The 22,959-nt window shown below is 53.0% G+C and carries 16 protein-coding genes and 1 CRISPR repeat array; of the genes, 12 read left to right on the top strand and 4 right to left on the bottom strand.

The genetic code is table 11. The annotated features are described in order from the left end of the window. Window positions 1-5: 5 nt before the first annotated feature. Both Q31b_RS02925 and Q31b_RS02920 read left to right on the top strand, forming a co-directional pair. Window positions 6-2,312 (top strand): glycoside hydrolase family 95 protein, encoded by a 2,307-nt coding sequence (locus Q31b_RS02925; RefSeq protein ID WP_146598138.1) that lies wholly within the window; start codon window positions 6-8, stop codon window positions 2,310-2,312. A 156-nt stretch (window positions 2,313-2,468) separates the two neighbouring features. Further along, window positions 2,469-5,249 (top strand): family 78 glycoside hydrolase catalytic domain, encoded by a 2,781-nt coding sequence (locus Q31b_RS02920; protein ID WP_146598137.1) that lies wholly within the window; start codon window positions 2,469-2,471, stop codon window positions 5,247-5,249. A 32-nt stretch (window positions 5,250-5,281) separates the two neighbouring features. Here the strand turns inward: Q31b_RS02920 and Q31b_RS02915 are convergent, their stop codons facing one another. Further along, window positions 5,282-7,960: a DNA gyrase subunit B gene (locus Q31b_RS02915; protein ID WP_231617261.1), complete on the bottom strand. Its 2,679-nt coding sequence runs from the start codon at window positions 7,958-7,960 to the stop codon at window positions 5,282-5,284. 438 nt (window positions 7,961-8,398) lie between these two features. On the opposite strand from Q31b_RS02915, the gene ccoS reads away from it, so the two are divergent. Continuing rightward, window positions 8,399-8,587: a cbb3-type cytochrome oxidase assembly protein CcoS gene (gene ccoS / locus Q31b_RS02910; RefSeq protein WP_146598136.1), complete on the top strand. Its 189-nt coding sequence runs from the start codon at window positions 8,399-8,401 to the stop codon at window positions 8,585-8,587. A 186-nt stretch (window positions 8,588-8,773) separates the two neighbouring features. Next, window positions 8,774-9,754: a CRISPR direct-repeat array (repeat unit 36 nt; unit sequence GCTTCAATGAGGCCGCGTTCTTTCGAACGCGGAAAG). Between the two features lie 217 nt (window positions 9,755-9,971). On the opposite strand, the gene cas1 is transcribed toward ccoS, so the two are convergent. Continuing rightward, the gene (cas1, locus tag Q31b_RS02905; protein WP_231617333.1) at window positions 9,972-10,559 is read right to left on the bottom strand and encodes a CRISPR-associated endonuclease Cas1; all 588 of its coding nucleotides are present in this window, start codon (window positions 10,557-10,559) and stop codon (window positions 9,972-9,974) included. Next, window positions 10,553-10,762, bottom strand: coding sequence for a CRISPR-associated endonuclease Cas1 (locus Q31b_RS28810; RefSeq protein ID WP_231617260.1), 210 nt, complete (start codon window positions 10,760-10,762; stop codon window positions 10,553-10,555). The genes cas1 and Q31b_RS28810 overlap by 7 nt, the downstream gene beginning before the upstream one ends. 333 nt (window positions 10,763-11,095) lie before the next feature. Here Q31b_RS28810 and Q31b_RS02900 point away from each other — a divergent pair, with 333 nt between their 5' ends. The 8 genes from Q31b_RS02900 to Q31b_RS02865 all read left to right on the top strand — a co-directional run bounded on the left by Q31b_RS02900 (window position 11,096) and on the right by Q31b_RS02865 (window position 17,249). After that, window positions 11,096-11,302 carry a GxxExxY protein gene (locus Q31b_RS02900; RefSeq protein ID WP_231617259.1) on the top strand — a complete coding sequence of 69 codons (207 nt, stop codon included), beginning with the start codon at window positions 11,096-11,098 and terminating at the stop codon, window positions 11,300-11,302. A gap of 234 nt (window positions 11,303-11,536) precedes the next feature. Then, window positions 11,537-11,743 (top strand): GxxExxY protein, encoded by a 207-nt coding sequence (locus tag Q31b_RS02895; protein ID WP_231617258.1) that lies wholly within the window; start codon window positions 11,537-11,539, stop codon window positions 11,741-11,743. A gap of 234 nt (window positions 11,744-11,977) precedes the next feature. Next, window positions 11,978-12,373: a GxxExxY protein gene (locus Q31b_RS02890; RefSeq protein WP_231617257.1), complete on the top strand. Its 396-nt coding sequence runs from the start codon at window positions 11,978-11,980 to the stop codon at window positions 12,371-12,373. Window positions 12,374-12,897: 524 nt separating this feature from the next. Continuing rightward, window positions 12,898-13,617, top strand: a complete 720-nt coding sequence (locus Q31b_RS02885; RefSeq protein ID WP_146598135.1) for a lysophospholipid acyltransferase family protein — start codon at window positions 12,898-12,900, stop codon at window positions 13,615-13,617. Window positions 13,618-13,701: 84 nt separating this feature from the next. Next, a complete protein-coding gene (locus tag Q31b_RS02880) occupies window positions 13,702-14,199 on the top strand; it encodes a hypothetical protein (protein WP_146598134.1) in 498 nt (165 codons plus the stop codon). Between the two features lie 90 nt (window positions 14,200-14,289). Further along, window positions 14,290-15,471 (top strand): tetratricopeptide repeat protein, encoded by a 1,182-nt coding sequence (locus Q31b_RS02875; protein WP_146598133.1) that lies wholly within the window; start codon window positions 14,290-14,292, stop codon window positions 15,469-15,471. A 29-nt stretch (window positions 15,472-15,500) separates the two neighbouring features. After that, on the top strand, window positions 15,501-16,511 hold the full coding sequence (locus Q31b_RS02870) for an RluA family pseudouridine synthase (protein WP_390622305.1): 1,011 nt from the start codon (window positions 15,501-15,503) through the stop codon (window positions 16,509-16,511). 141 nt (window positions 16,512-16,652) lie between these two features. After that, a complete protein-coding gene (locus Q31b_RS02865; protein WP_146598132.1) occupies window positions 16,653-17,249 on the top strand; it encodes a nuclear transport factor 2 family protein in 597 nt (198 codons plus the stop codon). A 153-nt stretch (window positions 17,250-17,402) separates the two neighbouring features. Here the strand turns inward: Q31b_RS02865 and mnmG are convergent, their stop codons facing one another. Beyond that, window positions 17,403-19,232 carry a tRNA uridine-5-carboxymethylaminomethyl(34) synthesis enzyme MnmG gene (mnmG, locus tag Q31b_RS02860; protein WP_146598131.1) on the bottom strand — a complete coding sequence of 610 codons (1,830 nt, stop codon included), beginning with the start codon at window positions 19,230-19,232 and terminating at the stop codon, window positions 17,403-17,405. A gap of 114 nt (window positions 19,233-19,346) precedes the next feature. On the opposite strand from mnmG, the gene Q31b_RS02855 reads away from it, so the two are divergent. After that, window positions 19,347-21,848, top strand: a complete 2,502-nt coding sequence (locus Q31b_RS02855; RefSeq protein ID WP_146598130.1) for a hypothetical protein — start codon at window positions 19,347-19,349, stop codon at window positions 21,846-21,848. Window positions 21,849-22,959: the final 1,111 nt, after the last annotated feature.

The following is a 22,959-nucleotide window of genomic DNA, read 5'->3' as shown; positions in this document are numbered from 1 at the left end:
AAGCGATGAATCGAGTTGATATTTTTATCCGTAGGTGGGTGCCCCTTAGTGCAAGCCTGATCTTCCTGATCCTGATTGCGTCTGCGAACGGCGCCGATACGCCTGAGAATAAGCAGCTCACCCTTTGGTACGATCAGCCAGCATCCGCGTGGATGACCGAAGCACTGCCAATTGGCAATGGCCCTTTGGGAGCAATGCTGTTTGGCGGTACCGATATCGAGCGGATCCAGTTCAACGAGATCAGTCTTTGGAGCGGCGATCGGATGGCCCGGCCCGAGGATATTGAAGAAGAGAGTATGGGGGCACACCAGGCTTTTGGAGATGTCTTCATTCGTCTCGGGCATGATCCGGCCAAGGTCACCAACTACCGACGGGAACTCGATATCGACCGCGCCGTTCATCGCGTGAGCTATGAATACAACGGCATACACTACCAGCAAACCGCGTTTGCAAACCATCCCGCCAATGTGATTGTCGTCCAACTAACCGCCGACAAACCTGCTGCCTATACCGGGCGAGTCTGGTTGACCGATATGCACGGTGCGAACATTCGATTGAAAGACAATCGCTTCTATTCGACAGGCAAATTGAAGAATGAATTCGAATACGAAGCTCAGCTTCAAGTACTCCATCAGGGCGGAGAGCTGAAACGTGCAACGCCAGCGAATCCATGGAGAATCCCGACGTCGCCGACTGGTTTGAATTTCACGGCTTGCGATAGCGTGACATTGATTCTAGGTGCAGGCACAAACTTTGTTCAAGATTTTTCCCAAGAGTGGCTTGGCGAGCATCCCCATGCGTTGGTGACGAAGCAAGTTGACTCGGCCGCGGCGCGAAGCGTCGAAACTCTGTTGTCCGAGCATGTGGCGGACTACCAGTCACTGTTCCGCCGCTTTACTCTCAATTTGGGAACCGTTTCACCCGACGTCCTTGCCAAGAGCACGCGGCAACGTTTGCAGGACTATTCAAACAACAAGGCCTCCGATCCAGCCCTGGAGGCACTGTTCTGCCAATTCGGCCGCTACCTGCTGATTAGTTGCTCGCGTCCCGGTGCGCTGCCCGCCAACTTGCAGGGCGTTTGGAACCATAGCAATCAGCCTGTCTGGGCGTGCGATTACCACTCGAACATCAATTTGGAGATGAATTATTGGCCAGCAGAACCAGCCAATCTTTCCGAATGTCACGTTCCGTTTATTGACTATATCGACAGCATTCGCGAGCCGAGTGCCCTCAATACCCGAAAACATTATGGCGACGTTCGTGGCTGGACGGTCCAGACAATGAACAATGCCTGTGGTATCTCATTTTGGAAATGGAACGCGCCGGGCAGTGCCTGGTACGCCCAACACTTGTGGGAGCATTACGCATTTGGACGTGATCTCCAATACCTCCGCGAGACCGCGTACCCGATTCTCAAAGAAACGTGTCAGTTCTGGGAAGACCACTTGAAACGGCGTCCCGACGGTACGCTCGTCACGCCGGATGGTTGGTCACCGGAGCAGTACAAATACGAACCGGAAGAGGGCGTGACCTACGATCAGGAAATTATCTATGATCTGTTTACCAACACGATTGAAGCCGCCGACGCCCTTGGTGAAGATCAAGAATTTCGAGACCATATCGCTGCGCTGCGCGACGATCTCTTGAAACCTCAAATCGGACGTTGGGGACAGTTGCAGGAGTGGGAGATCGATCGCGATGATCCCGACGACCATCATCGGCACGTGTCGCATTTGTTTGCCCTCTATCCTGGCCGCCAAATCAGTATGGCAACCACACCGGAACTGGCGGAGGCTGCCCGTGTATCGCTGAATGCACGCGGCGATGAAAGCACCGGTTGGAGCCGTGCATGGAAAATCAATTTCTGGGCCAGATTGGCGGACGGTGACCGAGCCCATCAATTGCTAAAGAGCCTATTGAACCTGGTCAGCGAGACGAAAACGATCTATGGCAACAGCGGCGGTGGAGTTTACTCCAACCTGTTCTGCTCGCATCCTCCCTTCCAAATCGATGGCAATCTCGGTGCGACCGCCGGGTACTGCGAAATGTTGGTCCAAAGCCATGCAGGCCAAATTCAACTGCTACCCGCCCTGCCGTCGGCCTGGGCCACCGGGTCAGTGAATGGACTCTGTGCCCGCGGTGGATTCGAAGTCGATATGACGTGGAAGGACGGCCAACTGACCACGGTAATGATTCACTCGAAGTCCGGACAACCCTGCCGCGTGACCTATGGTGACAAAACCTGGGAATCGAAGACCATTGCCGGGGAATCCTACCCATTGGATCAAAACCTAGTCCTCACTCAAAACTGAGAAGTCGAATTGCCCGTAGTGGATCTTGCTAAAGTTCCCAATACCGATGGCCCAATACCGATAGCCCAGTACCGATAGCCCAGTACCGATAGATCGTTAACAAGATCCACGACCCCGGACGGCTCGTGCCCACCTCCGCAATGAAAAGAAAACCTTATGAAATCGAAACTCTTGCAAAACACCTGTTTCATCCTTTTGTGCTCTTGTTTTTTTCTATGCAGTTCCACTTGGGGCAAAGCAGCCGAAGCATCTTCGCAATCTTTGACGGCCGACGATCTGAGATGTGAATACCGAGTGAATCCGCTCGGGATCGACGAACGAGAACCACGGCTTAGCTGGACCTTGTTGTCAACGAGTCGAGGACAAAAGCAGACCGCCTATCAAGTGATCGTATCGACTCGGCTAGAGGATCTTCAAGCGGATCGAGGCGACGCGTGGGATAGCCAAAAAGTGCTTTCGAGTGATTCGATCCAGGTGGTTTACAAGGGACATCCGTTGGCGTCAGCCACTCGCTATTATTGGAAGGTTCGCTGCTGGGATAAAAATGATAAGCCTGGCAGTTGGAGCCAGCCATCCTGGTTTGAGACGGCCCTGCTGACTTCAAGTGATTGGAGTGCAAAGTGGATCAATGACGGTAAACACAACCCGGTTGTGGAAGACGATTTTTACAAATTTGACCCTGCTCCGTTGTTCCGAAAAGAGTTTTCGCTAACAAAACCCGTAAAACAGGCACGGCTCTACATCACCGGTCTGGGGTACTATGAAGCCAGCATCAATGGCCGTCGTACCGGGGACAGCATGTTGGATCCGGGTTGGACAAATTATTCCGAACGGGTTTACTACAGCACCTATGACGTAACCGATCAACTTCAAGAGGGCGTTAATTGCCTAGGCGTAATGCTTGGAAATGGCTGGTACAATCCATTGCCGCTACGCATGTGGGGACGTCGCAATCTTCGAGAACATTTGCCGGTAGGACGCCCCAGAATGGTGGCTCAACTGATGGTGACATATGCCGATGGTTCGACCGAAACGATTGCCAGCGACCGCGATTGGAAAGTCACCGAGGGCCCGATCCTTCGGAACAGCATCTACCTGGGGGAAATCTATGACGCTCGCAAGCAGATGAAGGGCTGGAACCAGCCCGGTTTCGATGGGGCGAGTTGGCAAAATGCGGCACTCGCGAATGAGCCCATTGGCAAACTTCAAGCCCAGCCCTTGGAACCGATTCGGGTAACGACGACCATCAAGCCGGTTGAAATCACCGAACCCGAAAAAGGGGTCTACATCGTCGATATGGGACAGAACTTCGCAGGCTTGGCCTCGTTTGAATTTGACCTAGAAAGAGGCACACAAGTCAATTTGCGATATGGTGAATTGCTCCATGCCGACGGCACGCTCAATCCGATGACCAGTGTATGTGGCCAAATCAAAGGGAAACGAAACGATGCTCTTGAATCGCCTCCAGGAGTGGCTTGGCAAAATGATGTCTATTTTGCTCGCGGCGGCGGACCCGAAACCTACACGCCTCGGTTTACCTTCCATGCCTTTCGCTACATTGAAATCAGCGGATGCCCTACCGAACCGGCGCTCGATCAAATCACCGGCCTACGACTGAATTCGGATGTCAAACCTGTCGGAACGTTTGCCTGTTCGAACGAGATGCTCAATGAAATTCAAAAAATATGCCAATGGACTTTTCTCAGCAATATCTTCAGTGTCCAATCCGATTGCCCACATCGTGAACGCTTTGGATACGGTGGCGATCTGATCAACACCAATGAAGCATTCATGTACAACTATGACATGGCGAACTTCTACGCCAAGGCGGTGACCGATTGGGATGACGCCAAACTTGAAGATGGAATGCTTACCGATACCGCCCCGTCGGTGGGGATCCAGTATTGCGGCGTCGGTTGGGCGATGCCACATCCACAAACACAACTGAAACTCTACCAATACTACGGTGACAAGCGAATCATTGAGCAGCAATACCAAACATCCAAGCAATGGCTCGACCTCGTCACCAAAAGCACTCCGACGCATATTGTCAGCCGAGGCCTCAGTGATCATGAGTCTTTAACGGAAAGGCCCGCGGGGCCGATGGTGACGCCGCTGTATTACCAGAGTGCGAAAATGCTTGCCAAAATGGCGAGCCTACTCGGTTACAACGAGGATGTCGAGAAATATGAACGGTTGTCGGAAAACATCAAGAAAGCCTACAACGAAAAGTTCGTCGATGTCAGCTCTGGCCAAGCGAGTCCTGGAACACAAGCGAGTCAGTCGTTTGCACTGTTCTCGGAAATTCTTCCCGAAGCACAGCGACCACTTGCGATGGAATATCTGTTAAACGATATCGAAAAGCATGACCGCCATCTGACCACCGGAATCTTTGGAACCCGCTATCTGCTCGAACTACTGTCGCAGCATGACAGCGGCCAAGTGGCGTATGATATCGTCAACCAAAAGACCTTTCCGAGTTGGGGCTACATGCTCGAAAATGGTGCGACAACCTTATGGGAGCATTGGAAAGAGAATGACAACACGTTTTCTCATAACCATCCCATGTTCGGCTCGGTCTCGCAGTGGTTTTATAATTGGTTGGGTGGTATCCAACCGCACCCCGATGCACTCGGATTTGACAAAATCGTCATCCGGCCGCAAATGCCCAAGGACTTACAATGGGTTGAATGTAGCTACGATTCTGTCCGAGGCAAAATAACCAGCAATTGGCGTAAAAATAGCGGCACGACCACGATGCAGATCGAAATCCCTGTGAATACGGTTGCCACCGTCTACTTGCCTTGCCTCGACACCGAAGCGATCAAAGAGAGCGGGCAACGCATCGATCAAGCCGAAGGCGTTGTGTTCGAGCGAATCGAAAAGAACGCGGCCATCTACCGCGTTGAGTCGGGACGCTACGAATTCTCGTTTTAGAGGAGCACGGTCCAGACGCTCCCAGCAGCCGTTTACACGTCCAGATTGCGGACGTCCAACGCATGCTTCTCGATAAACTCGCGGCGTGGTTCGACTTTGTCACCCATCAACAAGCGGAACATCTCGTCCGCTGCCCCGGCATCGCGTAGGTTGACTTTGATCAACGTTCGGTTCGCAGGATCGAGCGTTGTCTCACGAAGCTCTTCCGCATTCATTTCACCGAGTCCCTTAAAGCGGGTGAGTTGCAACCCCTTTTCACCCGCTGCTCGAACTTCTGACAACAGCTCTCGCAAATCATCGAGCGGTCGGCGGATATCCTCGCCTCGCACCAATTCAAAACGTGGCGTGGTCGCTCCGGTGCGTTCAATGGGGATCATGTCTTCAAGGCCAAAGCCGAGCGGTAGCAAATCCTTTAAACCACTGTTGATTGTCCGCACTTCGTGGATCTCAACCAAGTGGGCGAGCACTTCGGGAGTTGCATCGGGATCGGTTGCCGTTTCGGCATCGGATTCGTCGAGGCCAGTCGCTTCGGCATCCTCTTCTTCCTTTTCAATATCGAGACGCCATCCCTTTTCATTTAACAGCGTGTCGACTTCGTCGGGAGTTTGCAGCCAATACTCTTCGTTCTCATAAGTTAATAGCAGTGCTGGCAACTTGCCGGAAACGGGGTCAAGCCGAACGGCATGAATACGGAGACTGATTCCACGGCGTTCGAGTGCCAAAATCGCGTCTTCCATTGACGCCAGCGTGGTACAGAGTTGCCGCATCGATTCTCCTTCCGCACGGCGACCATCCTCCGCTTCGAAAATCGTGTCGTTCAAACCGCGATCAAGCAATTGAGCTTTCATCTCCTCTTCGCTTTGAACGTAGTAGCGATTTGACCCATGCTGGACGCGAAACAACGGCGGCTGTGCGACGTAGACGTGACCGCCGGCGACCAATTGGTACATCTGACGATAGAAGAAACACAACAACAACGTCCGAATATGGCTGCCGTCCACGTCCGCGTCGGTCATGATGACGACCTTGTTGTAGCGGCGGCGAGTCAAATCTTGGTCGGCTCCGATGCCGGTGCCGATCGCTTGGATCATCGATTGAACTTCCTCGTTCGCAAGCACCTTGTCTTCGCGGCTCTTGTAAGCATTGATAATCTTACCTCGCAGTGGCAGGATCGCTTGGAACTCTCGCATCCGCCCGCCTTCGGCTGAACCGCCCGCCGAATCACCTTCCACCAAGTAGACTTCGCACTCTTCCATCTTCTTGCTAATGCAATCGCGAAGTTTCCCCGGCAAACCGCCGCCGCCGAGTGCGTCTTTTCGTTTACGCAGCAAGTCCTTGGCCTTGCGAGCCGCTTCGCGTGCCTCGGCTGCGAGCAACCCCTTGCGAACAATCGTTTTGGCAATTCGTGGATTCTCTTCCATGTACTTGGATAACTGCTCGCCGACGCCAGCGTTAATGATTCCTTCGACGTCGCTGTTACCCAACTTCGTTTTGGTTTGACCTTCAAATTGAGGATGGGGGACACGCACGCTAATGACCGCCGTGATACCCTCACGGAAATCGTCACCCCCTGGAACCGTACTCCCTTTGAATAGGTTTTCTTTGCGACCGTAGGCGTTGAGCGTCCGCGTCAATGCCGAACGAAAACCGGAAACGTGCGTTCCGCCTTCGATCGTGTGAATGTTGTTGACGTAAGACTGGACGTTCTCGGTGAACTCCGTGCTGTACTGGAGTGCGATCTCATACTCGGTTCCGTCTTTTTCGCCGACGATTTGAATCACGTCGGGGTGCAACACGTCACTGGCTCGGTTCAGATGTTCAACGAACTCGATGATCCCTCGTTCGTACTTGAAATCACCACCTTCACCGTTACGGTCGTCATGGAACTTGATGTGCACTCCTGAATTCAAGAACGCCAATTCTTGGAGCCGTTTGTATAACGTATCGAAGTTGTATTTGCTGACACTAAAGATTTGGTTATCGGCTTTGAAGGTTGTCTTGGTTCCGGTACGTTTGGTGGCACGTCCTTTCACGACTGGCCCCGTCGGAACGCCTCGTTCGTATTCTTGGGTCCAGGTGAATCCGTCACGACTGACCTCGACTTCCGCCCACTGGCTTAGAAAATTGACGACGGTAACACCGACCCCGTGCAAACCACCCGAGGTTTGGTAAGCCCCCTTTTCGAACTTGCCGCCGAACTTCAGGACCGTCATCACTCCTTCGAGTGTACTAACGTCACGGTCGAGTTCCTCAGAAAGTTGGTCGTGGCGAGTAACGGGGATGCCACGTCCGTCATCCTCCACCGTGACGCTGCCGTCGGTATGGACGGTGACCGAGACAGAAGAAGCAAATTTTGCCATCGCCTCGTCAATCGAATTATCGACAACTTCATAGACCAAGTGATGCAAACCTCGCGTGGCGGTGTCCCCGATGTACATCCCCGGTCGTTCGCGCACGTGTTCGAGGTCCGACAAATGCTGCAAATCCTTGTCGGTATACTCCGCATTCGCTTTCGTTCGTGTGGTGGCAACCGCTTCACGAGCTTCCGCGGCACTCGCCTCGCGAGCGAGCGCAGCAGCCGAGTCCTGCGCGGCCTCGGCTGCCCGAGCGGCGACATGATCGTTAACCGACACGTTTGGCGTATCCGGTACAGCGTTATCGTCCGTGGGATTGGTGTCGGGGGTCGATTCCGAAGAAATATCGTCACTCATGGAAAGTCCGAGTCAAAAACACTTGAATTTACACGGGAAAAAACGCCCCCAATGGGACATTTCGTAAGCCGCAAAGTATAGCATTTTTGAGCACTTTCCGCGATGGTACTCCAGAACGCCCAAAAGTATCGCTCAGCTCTCCGAGCTGACAGCGTCCGCCGATTGGCTCAGGTCCGGTTTTCACCCCTCCGAGCGAAGCTCCCCGCCCAAAGAACCGAGCAATAAAATCAAAGCAAGTAGGTCCGTCTCTCCGAGACGGACAAACCGAGACGGACAAACCGAGCCGAACAAAGCGGCAAAGTGGGCGATCTTGCGAGTCTTCGGCGAGGCTCGACGACGGAATCTGGTTTGAAGGAAACCCATTTCCAGACTATAGTTCCTTACCGCCGGTATTTTGCTCTGGCTGTTCTAGAACTCCCTCCAAAAGAGAACCCTACGATGAGCGTATTGACGGTCGCATTGCCGGTCGCGTTAGCACTCGGCGCGTCAGCGTTGATTGCATGCGTGTGGTCGATCCGTCGAGGCCAATTCGACGACCTGCAAACGCCATCGGTGCGATTGTTAGTCGACGAAAAACCGATCCAACCATCCAGCGGTGACGAAAGCAACGACGAAAAAATCAACTAATCTCGCTGGAGCATCATTATCATCCGAAACAAACACTGGCAGCCCGGTGCGACACGTGGCTGAGAACCGAAGGACGAGGATAGCATTTCTTTTATTTTGCAGAGAGTTCCTCCGTGTTTCAACGAGACCGCACCTTTCCAACGCGAAAAGCCGAATTGCGTGGCACAGGCTTCTAGCCTGTGATGGGCTTCAATGAGTCCGCATTCTTTCGAACGCGGAAAGGACAAGAAAACGTCGGGTTCGTCTGGACCGCAGGAATTGCTTCAATGAGGCCGCGTTCTTTCGAACGCGGAAAGCTCAGGGTCTCAGTAACCAAGCCACTGAGCGGGCGTTGGCTTCAATGAGGCCGCGTTCTTTCGAACGCGGAAAGCGCGGCAATCCGATCGACATATGATTGCAGGTCCGACGAGCTTCAATGAGGCCGCGTTCTTTCGAACGCGGAAAGTCGCGGACTGGTGGACACCGCGTTGACCTCTCTCACGCTTCAATGAGGCCGCGTTCTTTCGAACGCGGAAAGGGCACACCGGCATTAAGTTACTGCGTTCAAATCGAAGCGCTTCAATGAGGCCGCGTTCTTTCGAACGCGGAAAGATTTTAGACAAAGCGACCCCTGAAGAATACGTTTGTGCTTCAATGAGGCCGCGTTCTTTCGAACGCGGAAAGGCATTAGAGCGGGCTTTCCGCTACGCCCGCCCGCTCGCTTCAATGAGGCCGCGTTCTTTCGAACGCGGAAAGGCAGGATATGAACCTTCAACAGGTATCTTTTCAATGCTTCAATGAGGCCGCGTTCTTTCGAACGCGGAAAGCTGACTGTGATTGTTCCGGCCATTGTGTCGTCTCAGCTTCAATGAGGCCGCGTTCTTTCGAACGCGGAAAGCCGTCAAGGACGAGTACACTCGCACCGACTTGGTTCGGCTTCAATGAGGCCGCGTTCTTTCGAACGCGGAAAGTAAATCGGCTGGATCTGATAGCGAACCGACAAGTCAGCTTCAATGAGGCCGCGTTCTTTCGAACGCGGAAAGGCAAGTAACGTGAGAAATTGTGAGCGAAACAGCAGTGCTTCAATGAGGCCGCGTTCTTTCGAACGCGGAAAGTGTCGCTTGTTTCGGATACAGCCTGTGCAACCGCAGCGCTTCAATGAGGCCGCGTTCTTTCGAACGCGGAAAGAGACCTGTGATTTGAGTTTACAAATAACAAACGCTTAACACAAGCTTGCGAGCGGTTCGGCGTGGAGGCCGTGCAGAAGGCTGCTTGAGACATTACCCCGTTCGTAACTCGTGTTGAGGAATGAAGTTGCAATCTGCGAGTGATGGCGGGGGTTTCAGCAGCACTCGACCACTCGCATCCACACCAGAACAAAAAAGGATTGCGATTCGCTCTCTCTCTATCGAGTCACGAAAACTGGAAATGTATCAATCTCACCTCGTATCATTTGTGACATTAAACGAGTCTGAATTTCCAGCAATCTTCGATAACTGACTCGGTAGTCAAACAACGGGTGCGTGACCAATTGGTCCATCCGTAACTCATACGCTCGGAAGAACGCTTTGCGACCCGATTGAGACATGGTGACTGATTTCCCAGCCGCCAGGAAGTGCTCGGGTGTCAACATTCGATTGTTCACTGCCGAAAGCACGACGGATTCGGCGATCAAGGGACGGAAAGGCTCCATCAAATCCAGCGCCATCGCCGGGCGACCAGGGCGAGGTTGATGATAGAAGCCTAAGTATGGATCGAGGCCGACAGAGGCAGCGATGACCGTGAGCTCCTTGGCCAACAGGGTGTAGGCCATCGATAACATCGCGTTGACCGGATCACGTGGCGGTCGGCGGTTGCGCCCGTTGAAATCGAAACACCATTGCGCCGGTCCGTTCAACGCAGCGTCGGAGTTCGCCGGTTGGTCGCCTGGACGAAGCATCCCCGCAAAACTCTGGAAGTAGAGTCGAGCGGCGGTTCCTTCAAACCCTAGCAGCTCTTCGGTTCGCTCGGCACGATCGCTTGCGTCGAAAGTTGGATATTGCCAAACAGGTTGACTTGGTTGATCTCTCGCAAAAGTACCTCTTGAACGACTTTTCCATTTTCTTTCACTGGCAAGATCTCGCCCGTTTTGCCGACCCAAAGTCCTTGCGTGTTCAAGTAGAGCGGTCGCTGGTCATCGCGAGGCGTAGCAGGCAACCGCGTCGGTGCACGTCTTTCGGCTTGCCCTGGCCGACAGCGGTTGGTTTCGTCGGGCAGGCAGATCGAGGAAAGCGAACAGTGCGGACATTTTGGGCTTTGGACCAGCGGAGGCGTCGGCAGATCGCGAAGATTGTGGATTGGGATGGGAAACCGCTAATCGACGCTAATGAACGCTAATCAAACAGGAGACCATTTTGAAGTGGGTTTCATTAGCGTCGATCAGTGTGCATTAGCGGTCAAAATCAACAAGTCTGCCGAAAGTACTACACATATCCGCCTATAATTTGTGGATAGTGTATTCCGTTTTTGAAATTCAAAAGGAGTATTTTGGTGTCTGAACAACAAAGCCCATTTGCGCAAGAAGGATACGATTTTATGGCTGCCGCCTTTGAGGTTCACAACGTTTTGGGTGCCGAACACGAAGCACAATTGATCAACTATATGCGAATCAGTCGCAGCTCCGGTGGTTATTTGGTCAACTTTGGTCCAATCAACAAACTGGAATACAAGCGTTTTATTTTGTCTGAGTTTCTGTGAGTCGTGTGTGTGGAACGGTTAATTCATGTGCTCTGTGGATTGGGATGGGAAACCGCTAATCGACGCTAATGAACGCTAATCAAATATGGAAGACCATTTTGAAGTGGGTTTCATTAGCGTCGATCAGCGTGAATTAGCGGTCAAAATCAACAAGTCTGCCGAATGTATTACGCATATACGCCTATAATTTGTGGATAGTGTATTCCATTTTTGAAATTCAAAGGGAGCATTTTGGTGTCTGAACAACAAAGCCCATTTGCGCAAGAAGGATACGATTTTATGGCTGCCACCTTTGAGGTTCACAACGTTTTGGGTGCCGAACACGAAGCACAATTGATCAACTATATGCGAATCAGTCGCAGCTCCGTTGGTTATTTGGTCAACTTTGGTCCAATCAAGAAACTGGAATACAAGCGTTTTATTTTGTCTGAGTTTCTGTGAGTCGTGTGTGTGGAACGGTTAATTCATGTGCTCTGTGGATTGGGATGGGAAACCGCTAATCGACGCTAATGAACGCTAATCAAATATGGAAGACCATTTTGAAGTGGGTTTCATTAGCGTCGATCAGTGTGCATTAGCGGTCAAAATCAACAAGTCTGCCGAATGCACTACGCATATCCGCCTATAATTTGTGGGTAGTGTATTCCGTTTTTGAAATTCAAAAGGAGTATTTTGGTGCCTGAACAACAAAGCCCATTTGCGCAAGAAGGATACGATTTTATGGCTGCCGCCTTTGAGGTTCACAACGTTTTGGGCGGTGGCCTGCTTGAAGAAATCTATCAAGAAAGCCTGGAGATTGAACTTGAGCTTCGCGGAATAATGTTCCGTCGAAAGCAAGAACTTGAGATTCACTACAAGCAACGCAAATTAAAGAAACGCTACGTTCCTGACCTGTGCGTTTTCGAGAAGGTCGTTGTCGAATTGAAAGCGACATCAGAAATCGGTTCCGAACACGAAGCACAATTGATCAATTATATGCGAATCAGTCGCAGCTCCGTTGGTTATTTGGTCAACTTTGGTCCAATCAAGAAACTGGAATACAAGCGTTTTATTTTGTCTGAGTTTCTGTGAGTCGTGTGTGTGGAACGGTTAATTCGTATGCTCTGTGGATTGGGATGGGAACCGCTAATCGACGCGAATGAACGCTAATCAAACAGGAGACCATTTTGGAATGGGTTTCATTAGCGTCGATCAGCGTGCATTAGCGGTCAAAATCAACAAGTCTGCCGAAAGTACTACACATATCCGCCTATAATTTGTGGGTAGTGTATTCCGTTTTTGAAATTCAAAAGGAGTATTCAACGAGGCTAGCAATTTCGTCCGCCGAGGGACTGTTGGAGGCCGATTCCATGGCAATTTACCTAAAATGTGTTCTCTAAAACTCCCAGCCTTCCGGGCTGCACGTCTCCTATTGTAAATCCCATGTCAATTTGAGCCCAGGCCAATCTTCCCCACAAACCCGGTCATGCACCCCAGCAGATCGTCGTCCATTTTCGGTATATCGCTCGTTTTCTTAAAAACGTATATCTGGATTCCAGCTTATCGAATTAGCGACAACGTGTCCCCCCCAATCTGGCAATACTGCGTGTAGAAGCATGATGAAGAAAATAGCAGCAAAATGGTTTGGCTATGCGGTTGGTTTGATAATCACGATCCTCCGCCGCACCTGTCGGTACCGATACCACCACGACCCCCGCGAACAACTTGATGCTCGCGGCATTGGACATGCGTACGCTTCTCTACACGCCCAACAACTCGCTGGATCGATGGCTTGCGAGCGGCAATTGGTAGCAATGGTCTCGCGGTCGGCCGACGGGGAAATCGTCGACCCGGTTTTGCGATTTTGCGGACATATCCCCGTTCGCGGCAGCACCGGCGGTGCTCGAAAGGGAGGCACAACGGCGCTAAATCAAATGATTCGCAAAGTCAAAGAGGGGAAGATCGCCACGATTGCGGTTGACGGACCGAGTGGGCCACGCGGCCAAGTTTCGGGCGGTATTGCCATGCTGGGAAAACAAACCGGTGCGGCAGTCATCCCGGCGGTCATCATCCCGTCGCGTCGGATTATTATGAAGTCAACTTGGGATCGGCTACAATTTCCGCTACCATTCTCAAGGATTGACGCTTACTTTGGCGTCCCGATGTTCATCGATGAAAATGAGTCGATCGAATCCTTTACGCTACGGATTGAAAGGGAACTGCAACGACTCGAAAAAACCTACGACCCGAGCGAGGCAGCGTACCTGGTTCCTCGCAAAGTTCAGCAGCAGGACGGGATTCAGCAGCAGGAAGTTCGGGAACCGAAGGCGGCTTAGTCTTGCTCTTAGGCGGCGAACGCCGCGATGTCGCTCAGCAACACTGACTTTTGCTCCGCCCTAATCAGCTTAAAGACTTTGCTCATGATTTTTACTCGATTCCTTCTTGTCTCCGCCATTGGCTTGGCAGTTTCGAGTGGCTCGCTGATTGCCGACCCGCCAGCGCCGAGAAAAGCGGCTGCCGAAGAGAAAATCCGTAGCCTGCTCGAGAACCCGCAAAGCGATTCGAACTCAAATGATCCGATCTTGGACGACATTTTGCAGATCATTCGTCAACAGGGTAGCGTTCTCGATGGGTCGTCGCTCGATCCAGCGAATGGGGCATTGATCGAGCCAAAGAGCGAAACGGCGAAGAAGACTCCACTCGCTGTTTCCGCCCTCTCTCCTGCGGACCCCTCTCTTGCCCACGCTGCAAAAACCGCCGAAGCTCTACTGCGAGCCGCTCGGCTGCTCGAACAGGCCTGCAACCCTCAGGACACGGATTCTCGAGACAAGCAAGCGGAATTGGTGCTGCGGATGCGAGTCGAGGCATCACGTTTGCTCAGCGAAAAGCTCGATGCACACTCTATTGACGCTAAGTGACTGTAATTTCTATACTTCCGTGGAAACGAACGCACTCCGAAGCGGTTGCGTCATTCCAGCTACGACTGAAGCCTTTATTAAGAAAACGCAATGAAAAGCGAACGACGACACGAATTACAAGAAAACTACTTGGCCTACTACCTAGGCAGAATCAATGGTTGGATCGAGCCCTATTCCAAACCGATCGGGTTCGGAGTCGTCGCACTCTTTGTCGTAGCAATCGGTTTTTCACTCTATAGCAGCAAGGTGACCGGCGAGCGCAGCGATGCGACACTTAGCTTGATGCAGGAAACGGACGCTCAAGATCCGGCAGCACTCGAGCAGGTTCCCGTTCGCTATCCCGGGACTCCTGCTGCAGCATGGGCTGAATTGCAACGTGGCAGCCAATTGTTGGCTCAAGGCACCCAAGCCTTGTTTTTAAGTCGTGAAGACGCTGTCACACAATTGGAAGATGCAAACAAAGCATTTCAATCCGCGATCGATGGCGATCATAACGAACTGATCCGCTCACGAGCGACTTTCGGGATGGCTCGTGTCGCCGAATCACTCGGCAACATCGACGAAGCGATCTCCCTTTACGAAGATTGCATCAAAATTGGCGAATCCAAGGGGATGGCCCAGGCTTGCCAAGATCGTATCACCGCCCTCAATAAACCCGAAATCCAGGCATTCTTGAGCTGGTTCGCAGACCAAGATTTCACGCCTGCTGATCCAGCCTTGCCACCATCCTTGCCAAGTGGAGCCGCACTACCCGATTCGCCCGATATGAGCATGATGGAACTAGAAGGTGGCGAGAGTGAAGAGGAACCAGCCGATGGTTTGAATCTACCCGAAGACGCCGACATTTCCGAAACCGATGCTCCTGCTGAACAAGGCGAAATGGAATTGCAAGGCAGTGAAACCGAGGCAGAAGCCGATCCAGCGATGGAACTCGAACCTGCAGCAGAACCGGAACCTGCAGCTGATCCAGAACCTACAGCTGATCCAGAACCTGCAGCTGATCCAGAACCTGCAGCAGAGCCGGAACCTACAGCTGAGCCGGAACCTACAGCTGAGCCGGAACCTACAGCAGAGCCAGAACCTGCAGCAGAGCCAGAACCTACAGCTGAGCCGGAACCTACAGCAGAGCCGGAACCTACAGCAGAGCCGGAACCTGCAGCAGAGCCAGAACCTACAGCAGAGCCGGAACCTACAGCTGAGCCAGAACCTGCAGCAGAGCCAGAACCTACAGCAGAGCCGGAACCTGCAGCTGAAGCCTCGGATTCACCGTGAGTGATGAAACCAACGAAATAGAAGATGAAATCGAAGACGATTCTGACTCGGAGTCCCTTCCCATCTCGCCCGAGACAGCTTATCGCGATATCGTGGTCCCCGAATCGGCGGCAGGGCAGCGCATCGACCTGTTCTTGACTCAAGCGTCCGATGGTTTCAGCCGTAGCCAAATCACTCAAGCGATCCAGGCGGACGGGGCGACACTCGACGGCAGAACGGTTCGCCCGAGTGTCAAGATTAAAGCGGGCCAGCAAATTCGTTTTCGCTTGCCCGAACCGGTCTTGGACGACACCGTTGGCGAGAACATCCCGCTGGACATTTTGTTCGAAGACGATGGCATGGTTGTCGTCAACAAACCACCTGGCATGGTCGTCCACCCTGCGCGAGGAAACTGGACCGGCACCCTCACCAGCGCACTCGCGTTTCGCTTTCAATCCCTTTCGGATGTTGGTGGATCGACTCGTCCAGGAATCGTCCATCGGCTCGATCGGGACACCAGCGGCGTGATCGTGATTGCCAAGAATAACGCCGTCCACATGAACTTGGCCGAGCAATTTGCCAACCGCACGGTCGAAAAAGAATACTTTGCAATTACCGCTGGAAAGCTAGACCGTGACCGCGACATCATCGACGCTGCGATCGGGCGGCATCCGTATCAGCGTGACAAAATGGCGATTCGCGAAAGTCACGCGACCAGTAAACCAGCATCAAGCTTTTATGAAGTGATCGCTCGGCACGGACGGTTCACGCAAGTGCGTGTGCTGCCCAAAACAGGACGCACCCATCAAATCCGTGTCCACCTCAGTCACATCGGCTGCCCGATACTGTGTGATCGCTTGTATGCCGGTCATGCGGAAGTCACCGAAGCGATGATAACCGGATCTCGCGATCCATCCGCGAAACGAGTACTGCTCGATCGCCAAGCTCTCCACGCACGGCGATTGACGTTAACTCACCCGCAAACGGGCAAATCGATGTCGATCGAAGCTCCACTGCCTGACGATATCTGCCGAGTCGTCGATTGTTTACAAGCTCAATAGCGATGGCGATTCGTCTTTGGCGAACACCTCAGGGCGAGTTGATTGGCGGTGGCGCTTTGGTATGCTTAAACCCTTCACGAACCGTCCCCTGCCCGATGTCATCCTCCGAGTAATCGATTGTTTACAAGCTTAAGAATCTTCATGCTTGGTGTCGCTATCTTCACGATGGATTGCACCAATCTATTTGCTGAACCATCTGTCGAGAGCGACGTCAACTCCGTCGTGCAACGCATCGGAAATCGGTACACCGAACGCAATCTTGAAATGATGCTTGAGGACTTTGCCGAGGACGCAGCGATTACCTGGTATGATGCAGCGACTTATCGCACACATGAATCTTTTATGGAGATGCAGTCGAATTTGTACGGCGGAGTCAACTCGAACATTCAAAGTGTGACAAGCGACTTTCGCGTCGACGATGAATTCGTTTTCCAAAACGCTTCCACGGTCGTTGCAACGGGGCAAATGACCGATCACTTAAAGCTCGTTGACGGAAGTGAATTGCCGACAACGGCACGCTGGACAGCGACGTTAACCCCATCGGATGAAGGTTGGAAAGTCGTCGGCTTTCAAGCGAGTGTGAACCTGTTTCAAAACACGATTTTGGCGAAGGCAAAGGGCACTTTGGTGACGACCGTCGCCATCACAGGCGTCTTCGGCGTCGTTCTGGGGTTCATCTGCGGCCGCTTGATCCAACGCAGCCGCGGCTCCGAATCGCAGAACTTCCCAAGCCAGTAGCCGCGTCTCTCCGAGACGCGAAGCCTTGTGAGTCCCCGCCTTGTGAGTCCCCGCGTTGTGAGTCCCCGCCTTGTGAGTCCCCGCCTTGTGAGTCCCGGCGTTGTGAGTCTCGGCGTTGTGAGTGCCGGCCTTGTGAGTCCCGAAGAGACTCGGCTACTTTTTCCTACCTTCCAGATGCGTTAGCACCAAAGCCAAGTCGGCGGGGGTCACGCCGCTGATGCGTTTGGCTTGATCCAAATTGAGTGGCCTGACGCGGCTGAGTTTTTCGCGTGCTTCGTGACGCAGTGGACCGATCGCGTTATAGTCGAATGCGACCGGAATCTTCTTTTCCGCAAGTCGGTGATGTTTTTCAACCTCCATCTTTTGCCGATTGATATAGCCTTCGTATTTGATGTCATAAACCACTTGTCGAGCTGCTTCGGAATCGATCAGGTTAAGTCCTGGCACGTGGCTACGAACCTGATCCCAATCGACATCGTTGCGGCGCAGATAGACATCGCCCGGCGTGTTCTCGAAGCGGGCCGTTTTGAGTAGCTCATTGGCCACATCGATTTGCTTTTGTTTCGCTTGAAACGCAGATCGGCGATCTGCATCGATCAACCCAAGTTCATCGGCGATCGGGGTCAAGCGACGATCGGCATTGTCTTGTCGCAATAGCAACCGATACTCGGCTCGGCTGGTAAACATGCGGTACGGTTCGTCGGTACCTGCGGTAACCAAGTCGTCCACCAACACACCGATATACGCTTGGTCTCTTGTCGGCACCCAGGGATCTTTTCCGGCAACTTTGCGAGCCGCATTGAGCCCTGCAATCAGCCCCTGCCCCGCAGCCTCTTCGTAACCAGTCGTTCCATTGATTTGGCCCGCCAGGAATAGCCCGTTGACACGCTTCGACTCCATGTGTGGCCAAAGTTGGGTTGGCGGACAAAAGTCGTATTCCACGGCGTAGCCGTAACGCATGATCTGTGCATTCTCTAGCCCCGCAATCATGCTAAACATGCGGTCTTGGACGTCTCGTGGTAAACTCGTAGAAATGCCGTTGACGTAGACCTCTTCGGTTCGGCGACCTTCCGGCTCCAGAAACAATTGATGGGATGTTTTGTCGGCGAACCGCACCACCTTGTCTTCGATCGAAGGGCAATAACGCGGTCCTGTCGAATTGATTTGACCGCTATACATCGGGGCGCGGTCCAGGTTGGCACGGATCAAACGGTGAACATCATCGTTCGTGTGGGCGATGTAACATGGCAGTTGCTCGAGACTTGCTAGTGACTCGGTCAAAAATGAAAACGGCTGCGGCTCATCGTCACCCGGCTGCAGTTCCAACGATGAAAAGTCGATCGATTTCGCATTCAATCGAGCCGGTGTGCCCGTTTTGAATCGCTCGACTTCAAAGCCCAAGCGGTTTAACGAGCCACTGATCCCCGTCGTCGTTCCTTCACCTGCCCGCCCGCCTGCGGTTTGCGATTCTCCGGTGTGCATGATCGCTTTGAGGAATGTACCGGTTGTAAGGATCACGGCAGGTGCAATGAATTGTGCGTCACCGGTCACAGATACACCTGTCACCTTCGTGACACCCTCGACCGTTTCGGTTAGCAAATCGATGACGGTTTCTTGCCGCAAATCGAGATTCGGCTGCAGTTCCATTTGGTGCTTGACGTAGAACTGGTAGGCCTTCTTGTCCGCTTGGGCACGAGGGCTGTGCATTGCCGGGCCCTTGCGTTTGTTGAGCAAACGAAATTGGATGCCGGTCGCATCAATCGCCTTCCCCATCAAGCCACCGAGAGCGTCGACTTCACGGACGATTTGTCCTTTGGCAACACCTCCGATTGCAGGGTTACACGACATTTGCCCAACGGTATCCAAGTTGGTTGTTAGCAGTGCCGTCTTGGCCCCCAAACGGGCGGCAGCCGCAGCCGCTTCGGTGCCCGCATGACCGGCACCAATGACAATAACGTCATAATGATAAGAGCTTTGTGTCATCTCGATTTACAACAATTAAAAGGCTTCAAGAAATGGTTCCCACGACGTCGAAGCCGATCAATGCCGTACTTCGTGTTCAGTTTTCTTTCTCATCCGTGGGGCTTGTTCGACACAATGGTTATCGCCAAACAAGCGATTCAATTGGACGTTTCCCAAACGGGAGTTCTGCTCAAATTCCGCTTTCATCTTTTGCTAGCGTTTACCACATGGTGGTTAACGATCGCAACATGCGGTGTACTGTCTGCCCAATCGGCAGCGACTCAAGTTCGTACGCTTACCCCATCGGGGTCGCCCCAGCCGGTTCGTTTGCCGCCCGCACATTTACCGCCCGCACGCTTACCTGCAGTCGATTCGCTGGCCGAATCGCAGCTCGCTGAATCTCCGTCGGACGTTTCAAAACCTCGTCGCCTCGGCCAATCAAGCGCCACACCGGTCCCACGAGCGGCCCCACAAACAGCCGAACCCATCATCTTAGGTACGCGGTCGTTTCGAATTCCATTCAGCGTTGACACCCAAATCGATGCGTCCACGACGACCCCAACATCGGTCCGATTGTATGTTAGACGGGGAACCAGTGACCAGTGGGAGCTTTCCGACGCTCAGCCCGCCAACATCCGCGAATTTTCCTACCTTTGCGAGGACGACGGCGAATTCTGGTTCGCCACCGAGACCGTTGACAGTAACGAGCCAAACTCCCAACCCAGCGTTCCTCGCGCATCGATCGATGCACAATTGCGGATTCTCGTCGATACGACAGGCCCCGAAATCGTGCTGCATGTGGACGCCAGCGGCGAGGGAGTGGTTAGCGGAACGGTGACGACGACGGACCAGACGCCGATCACCGAGATGCGTTTCTACTATGCGACCGACGTCGCACCGGTTTGGAAAGAATGGAAACCGGCGACAAACGCTAAAAAAACCGAGTTTTCGTTTCTGCCATCTCGGGATTGGCGGCAAGCGTCAATCCAAGTCACCGCGAAGGATTCGGCTGGTAACCAATCGAGTCAAGTCAAACTGCTACAACGGCCGCGAATCGCTGCTGCCCCGACAACCCATTTCGCGGGCTTTACGATGAAGCCCAAAGCGGACCCGCGACCCCAAGCGGAGCTGCGAACGAGAACGAACGAGGCAAAGAATCGCAAATCCGACGCGGTCTCGACCGCTCGACTGCTCAACGATCCGTTCGTTTACGTGCGCCCCGCTTTGGCGAACCCTCATTCACCATCATCCAACCCCGTTATCAAGCTCGACCGGGTCAAATCGAAACCGCTACTCGCTGCGGACACTGTGACGTTGGAGCCCGCTCCCTTCGCGGCATCCGCTCCGAGCGTGCAATTGGCCGCTACCCCTTTGCCAGGTTTTCAAAACCTATCGAATCAGCCCGTTCGGATTCGCTCATCGGTTAGCAATTCACCACAGCGATTACCAACGGTCACCGCCCGCAGTGCCAGTGCACCATCGAACATCGATTCGCAACCCGTTGAACTACCGCCACCGGCAACCCCCGAACAAGTCGGTAACCGCTTTGGTCTGAACCCACCCCTGCTCGCTCCTGGGTTCCCCAACACTTCACAGTCAACCGACGAGGCCGTGCCGAATCGGTTGCCGGAAGTCTCCATGCCACCGCAAGCTGACTCGCCAACAAAGCTGCCCCCATCGAGTTTCTCGTTCCCACCGAGCCAAGTGGAACGTTCGACTCCGCTTGAGTCGGTGCGATCGCTGCCTACACGGCCGCGCACAGCTGCCGAAGCAATGCGTCCGATCGACCCACGTCGTCCGATTCGCCCCGCCCCACCGATTCGCCCCGCCCCACCGATTCGCCCCACCCCAGCGATTCGCTCGGAATCTTCATCGAGCCCACAAAACGACCGCTACCAAGCGAACCGATTGCCTGCAACGACCAGCGATGCCTCCGCGTTTGACGATCGGTTGCCAAGGCGATTCAGTAACTCCAAGCGGTTTAGCTTGGAGTACGAATTGGAAGCCGTCGGCAGTATCGGCGTTGATACCGTCGAGCTTTACGGGACGACCGATGGCGGCAAAAACTGGAAATACTGGGGGCAAGATCCTGACAAATCGAGCCCGTTCGATATCGAAACCAAGGAGGACGGTACATTCGGTTTCCGTATCGTCGTCATCAGTGCCAATGGCCTCGCCAGCCCGCGACCACTCGCGGGCGAAAAACCTGATATCGTGGTCGTTGTCGACAACCAATCGCCACGCGTCCACATTACAGGTGCTCGTTATGGCGAAGGGGACCGCACCGGATCACTTGTTATCCAATACGAATGCGATGACGCCAATCTCATGTTACGTCCGATCACCTTATCGTTCAGCGATCGAGCGGACGGCCCATGGACCACCATCGCAGCAGGCTTAAGGAATCAAGGCGACTACGTTTGGCCTGCTGACCCCCAACTGCCTCGCCAGTTCTATCTGAGAATCGACGCGACCGACAGTGCCGGAAATGTCGGAACCTATATCCTCGAAACGCCGATCAACGCACAAGGGTTGGCCCCGCGAGCGAAGATAAGAGGTTTCCAACCGATCAGCGGACGACTGCCGGACGTCGAAGAAGCCCGAACGGCTCTGAGAGTCGAAAGCGTCATGCGGTAGTCTGAGGTTGCCAGAAAGTACTTTCTGGCGTAAAGGATAAACCAAGCGTTGGTGACTCTTGTCCAGTCGATTGGGAGTTAAAACTAGAAAGAGGTTTGCCCGCGAATCAAGCGAATAAACGCTAAGAATTGCAAAGCGACAAAAAACCCTTCCCTGGTTTTTATTAGCGTCCATTAGCGTGATTAGCGGGCAGAAACTCTTCCCCTTCTGGGCATTTCGAATGTGGTCAAAGTTTGCCCGCGAATCAAGCGAATGAACGCTAATAATTGCAAGCCGACAAAAACCCTTTCCTAGTTTTTATTCGCGTCCATTGGCGTGATTAGCGGGCAGAAAACCTTCCCCTTCTTGACATTTCGGATGTGGTCAAAGTTTGCCCGCGAATCAAGCGAATGAACGCTAATAATTGCAAGCCGACAAAAGCCCCTTTCCTAGCCTTTATTCGCGTCCATTAGCGTGATTAGCGGGCAGAAAACCATCCCCATCTTGGCATTTCGAATGTGGCCTAAATTTGCCCGCGAATCAAGCGAATGAACGCTAAGAATTGCAAAGCGACAAAAGACCCTTTCCTAGTTTTTATTCGCGTCCATTAGCGTGATTAGCGGGCAGAAAATCTTCTTCCTTCTGGACATTTCCGATGTGTCCAAGTTTGCCCGCGAATCAAGCGAATGAACGCTAATAATTGCAAAGCGACAAAAGCCCCTTTCCTAGTTTTTATTCGCGTCCATTAGCGTGATTAGCGGGCAGAAAATCTTCCCCTTCTTGACATTTCGGATGTGGTCAAAGTTTGCCCGCGAATCAAGCGAATGAACGCTAATAATTGCAAAGCGACAAAAGCCCCTTTCCTAGTTTTTATTCGCGTCCATTGGCGTGATTAGCGGGCAGAAAATCTTCCCCTTCTGGGCATTTCCGATGTGTCCAAGTTTGCCCGCGAATCAAGCGAATGAACGCTAATAATTGCAAGCCGACAAAATAGCCTTTCCTAGTTTTTATTCGCGTCAATTGGCGTGATTAGCGGGCAGAAAACCATCCACTTCTGGGCATTTCGAATGTGGTCAAAGTTTGCCCGCGAATCAAGCGAATGAACGCTAATAATTGCAAGCCGACAAAATAG

The organism is Novipirellula aureliae, assembly GCF_007860185.1.
Classification (GTDB): domain Bacteria; phylum Planctomycetota; class Planctomycetia; order Pirellulales; family Pirellulaceae; genus Novipirellula_A; species Novipirellula_A aureliae.
The sequence above is the reverse complement of the archived record's forward strand: the minus strand, read 5'-3'. Positions and strand labels throughout refer to the sequence as shown.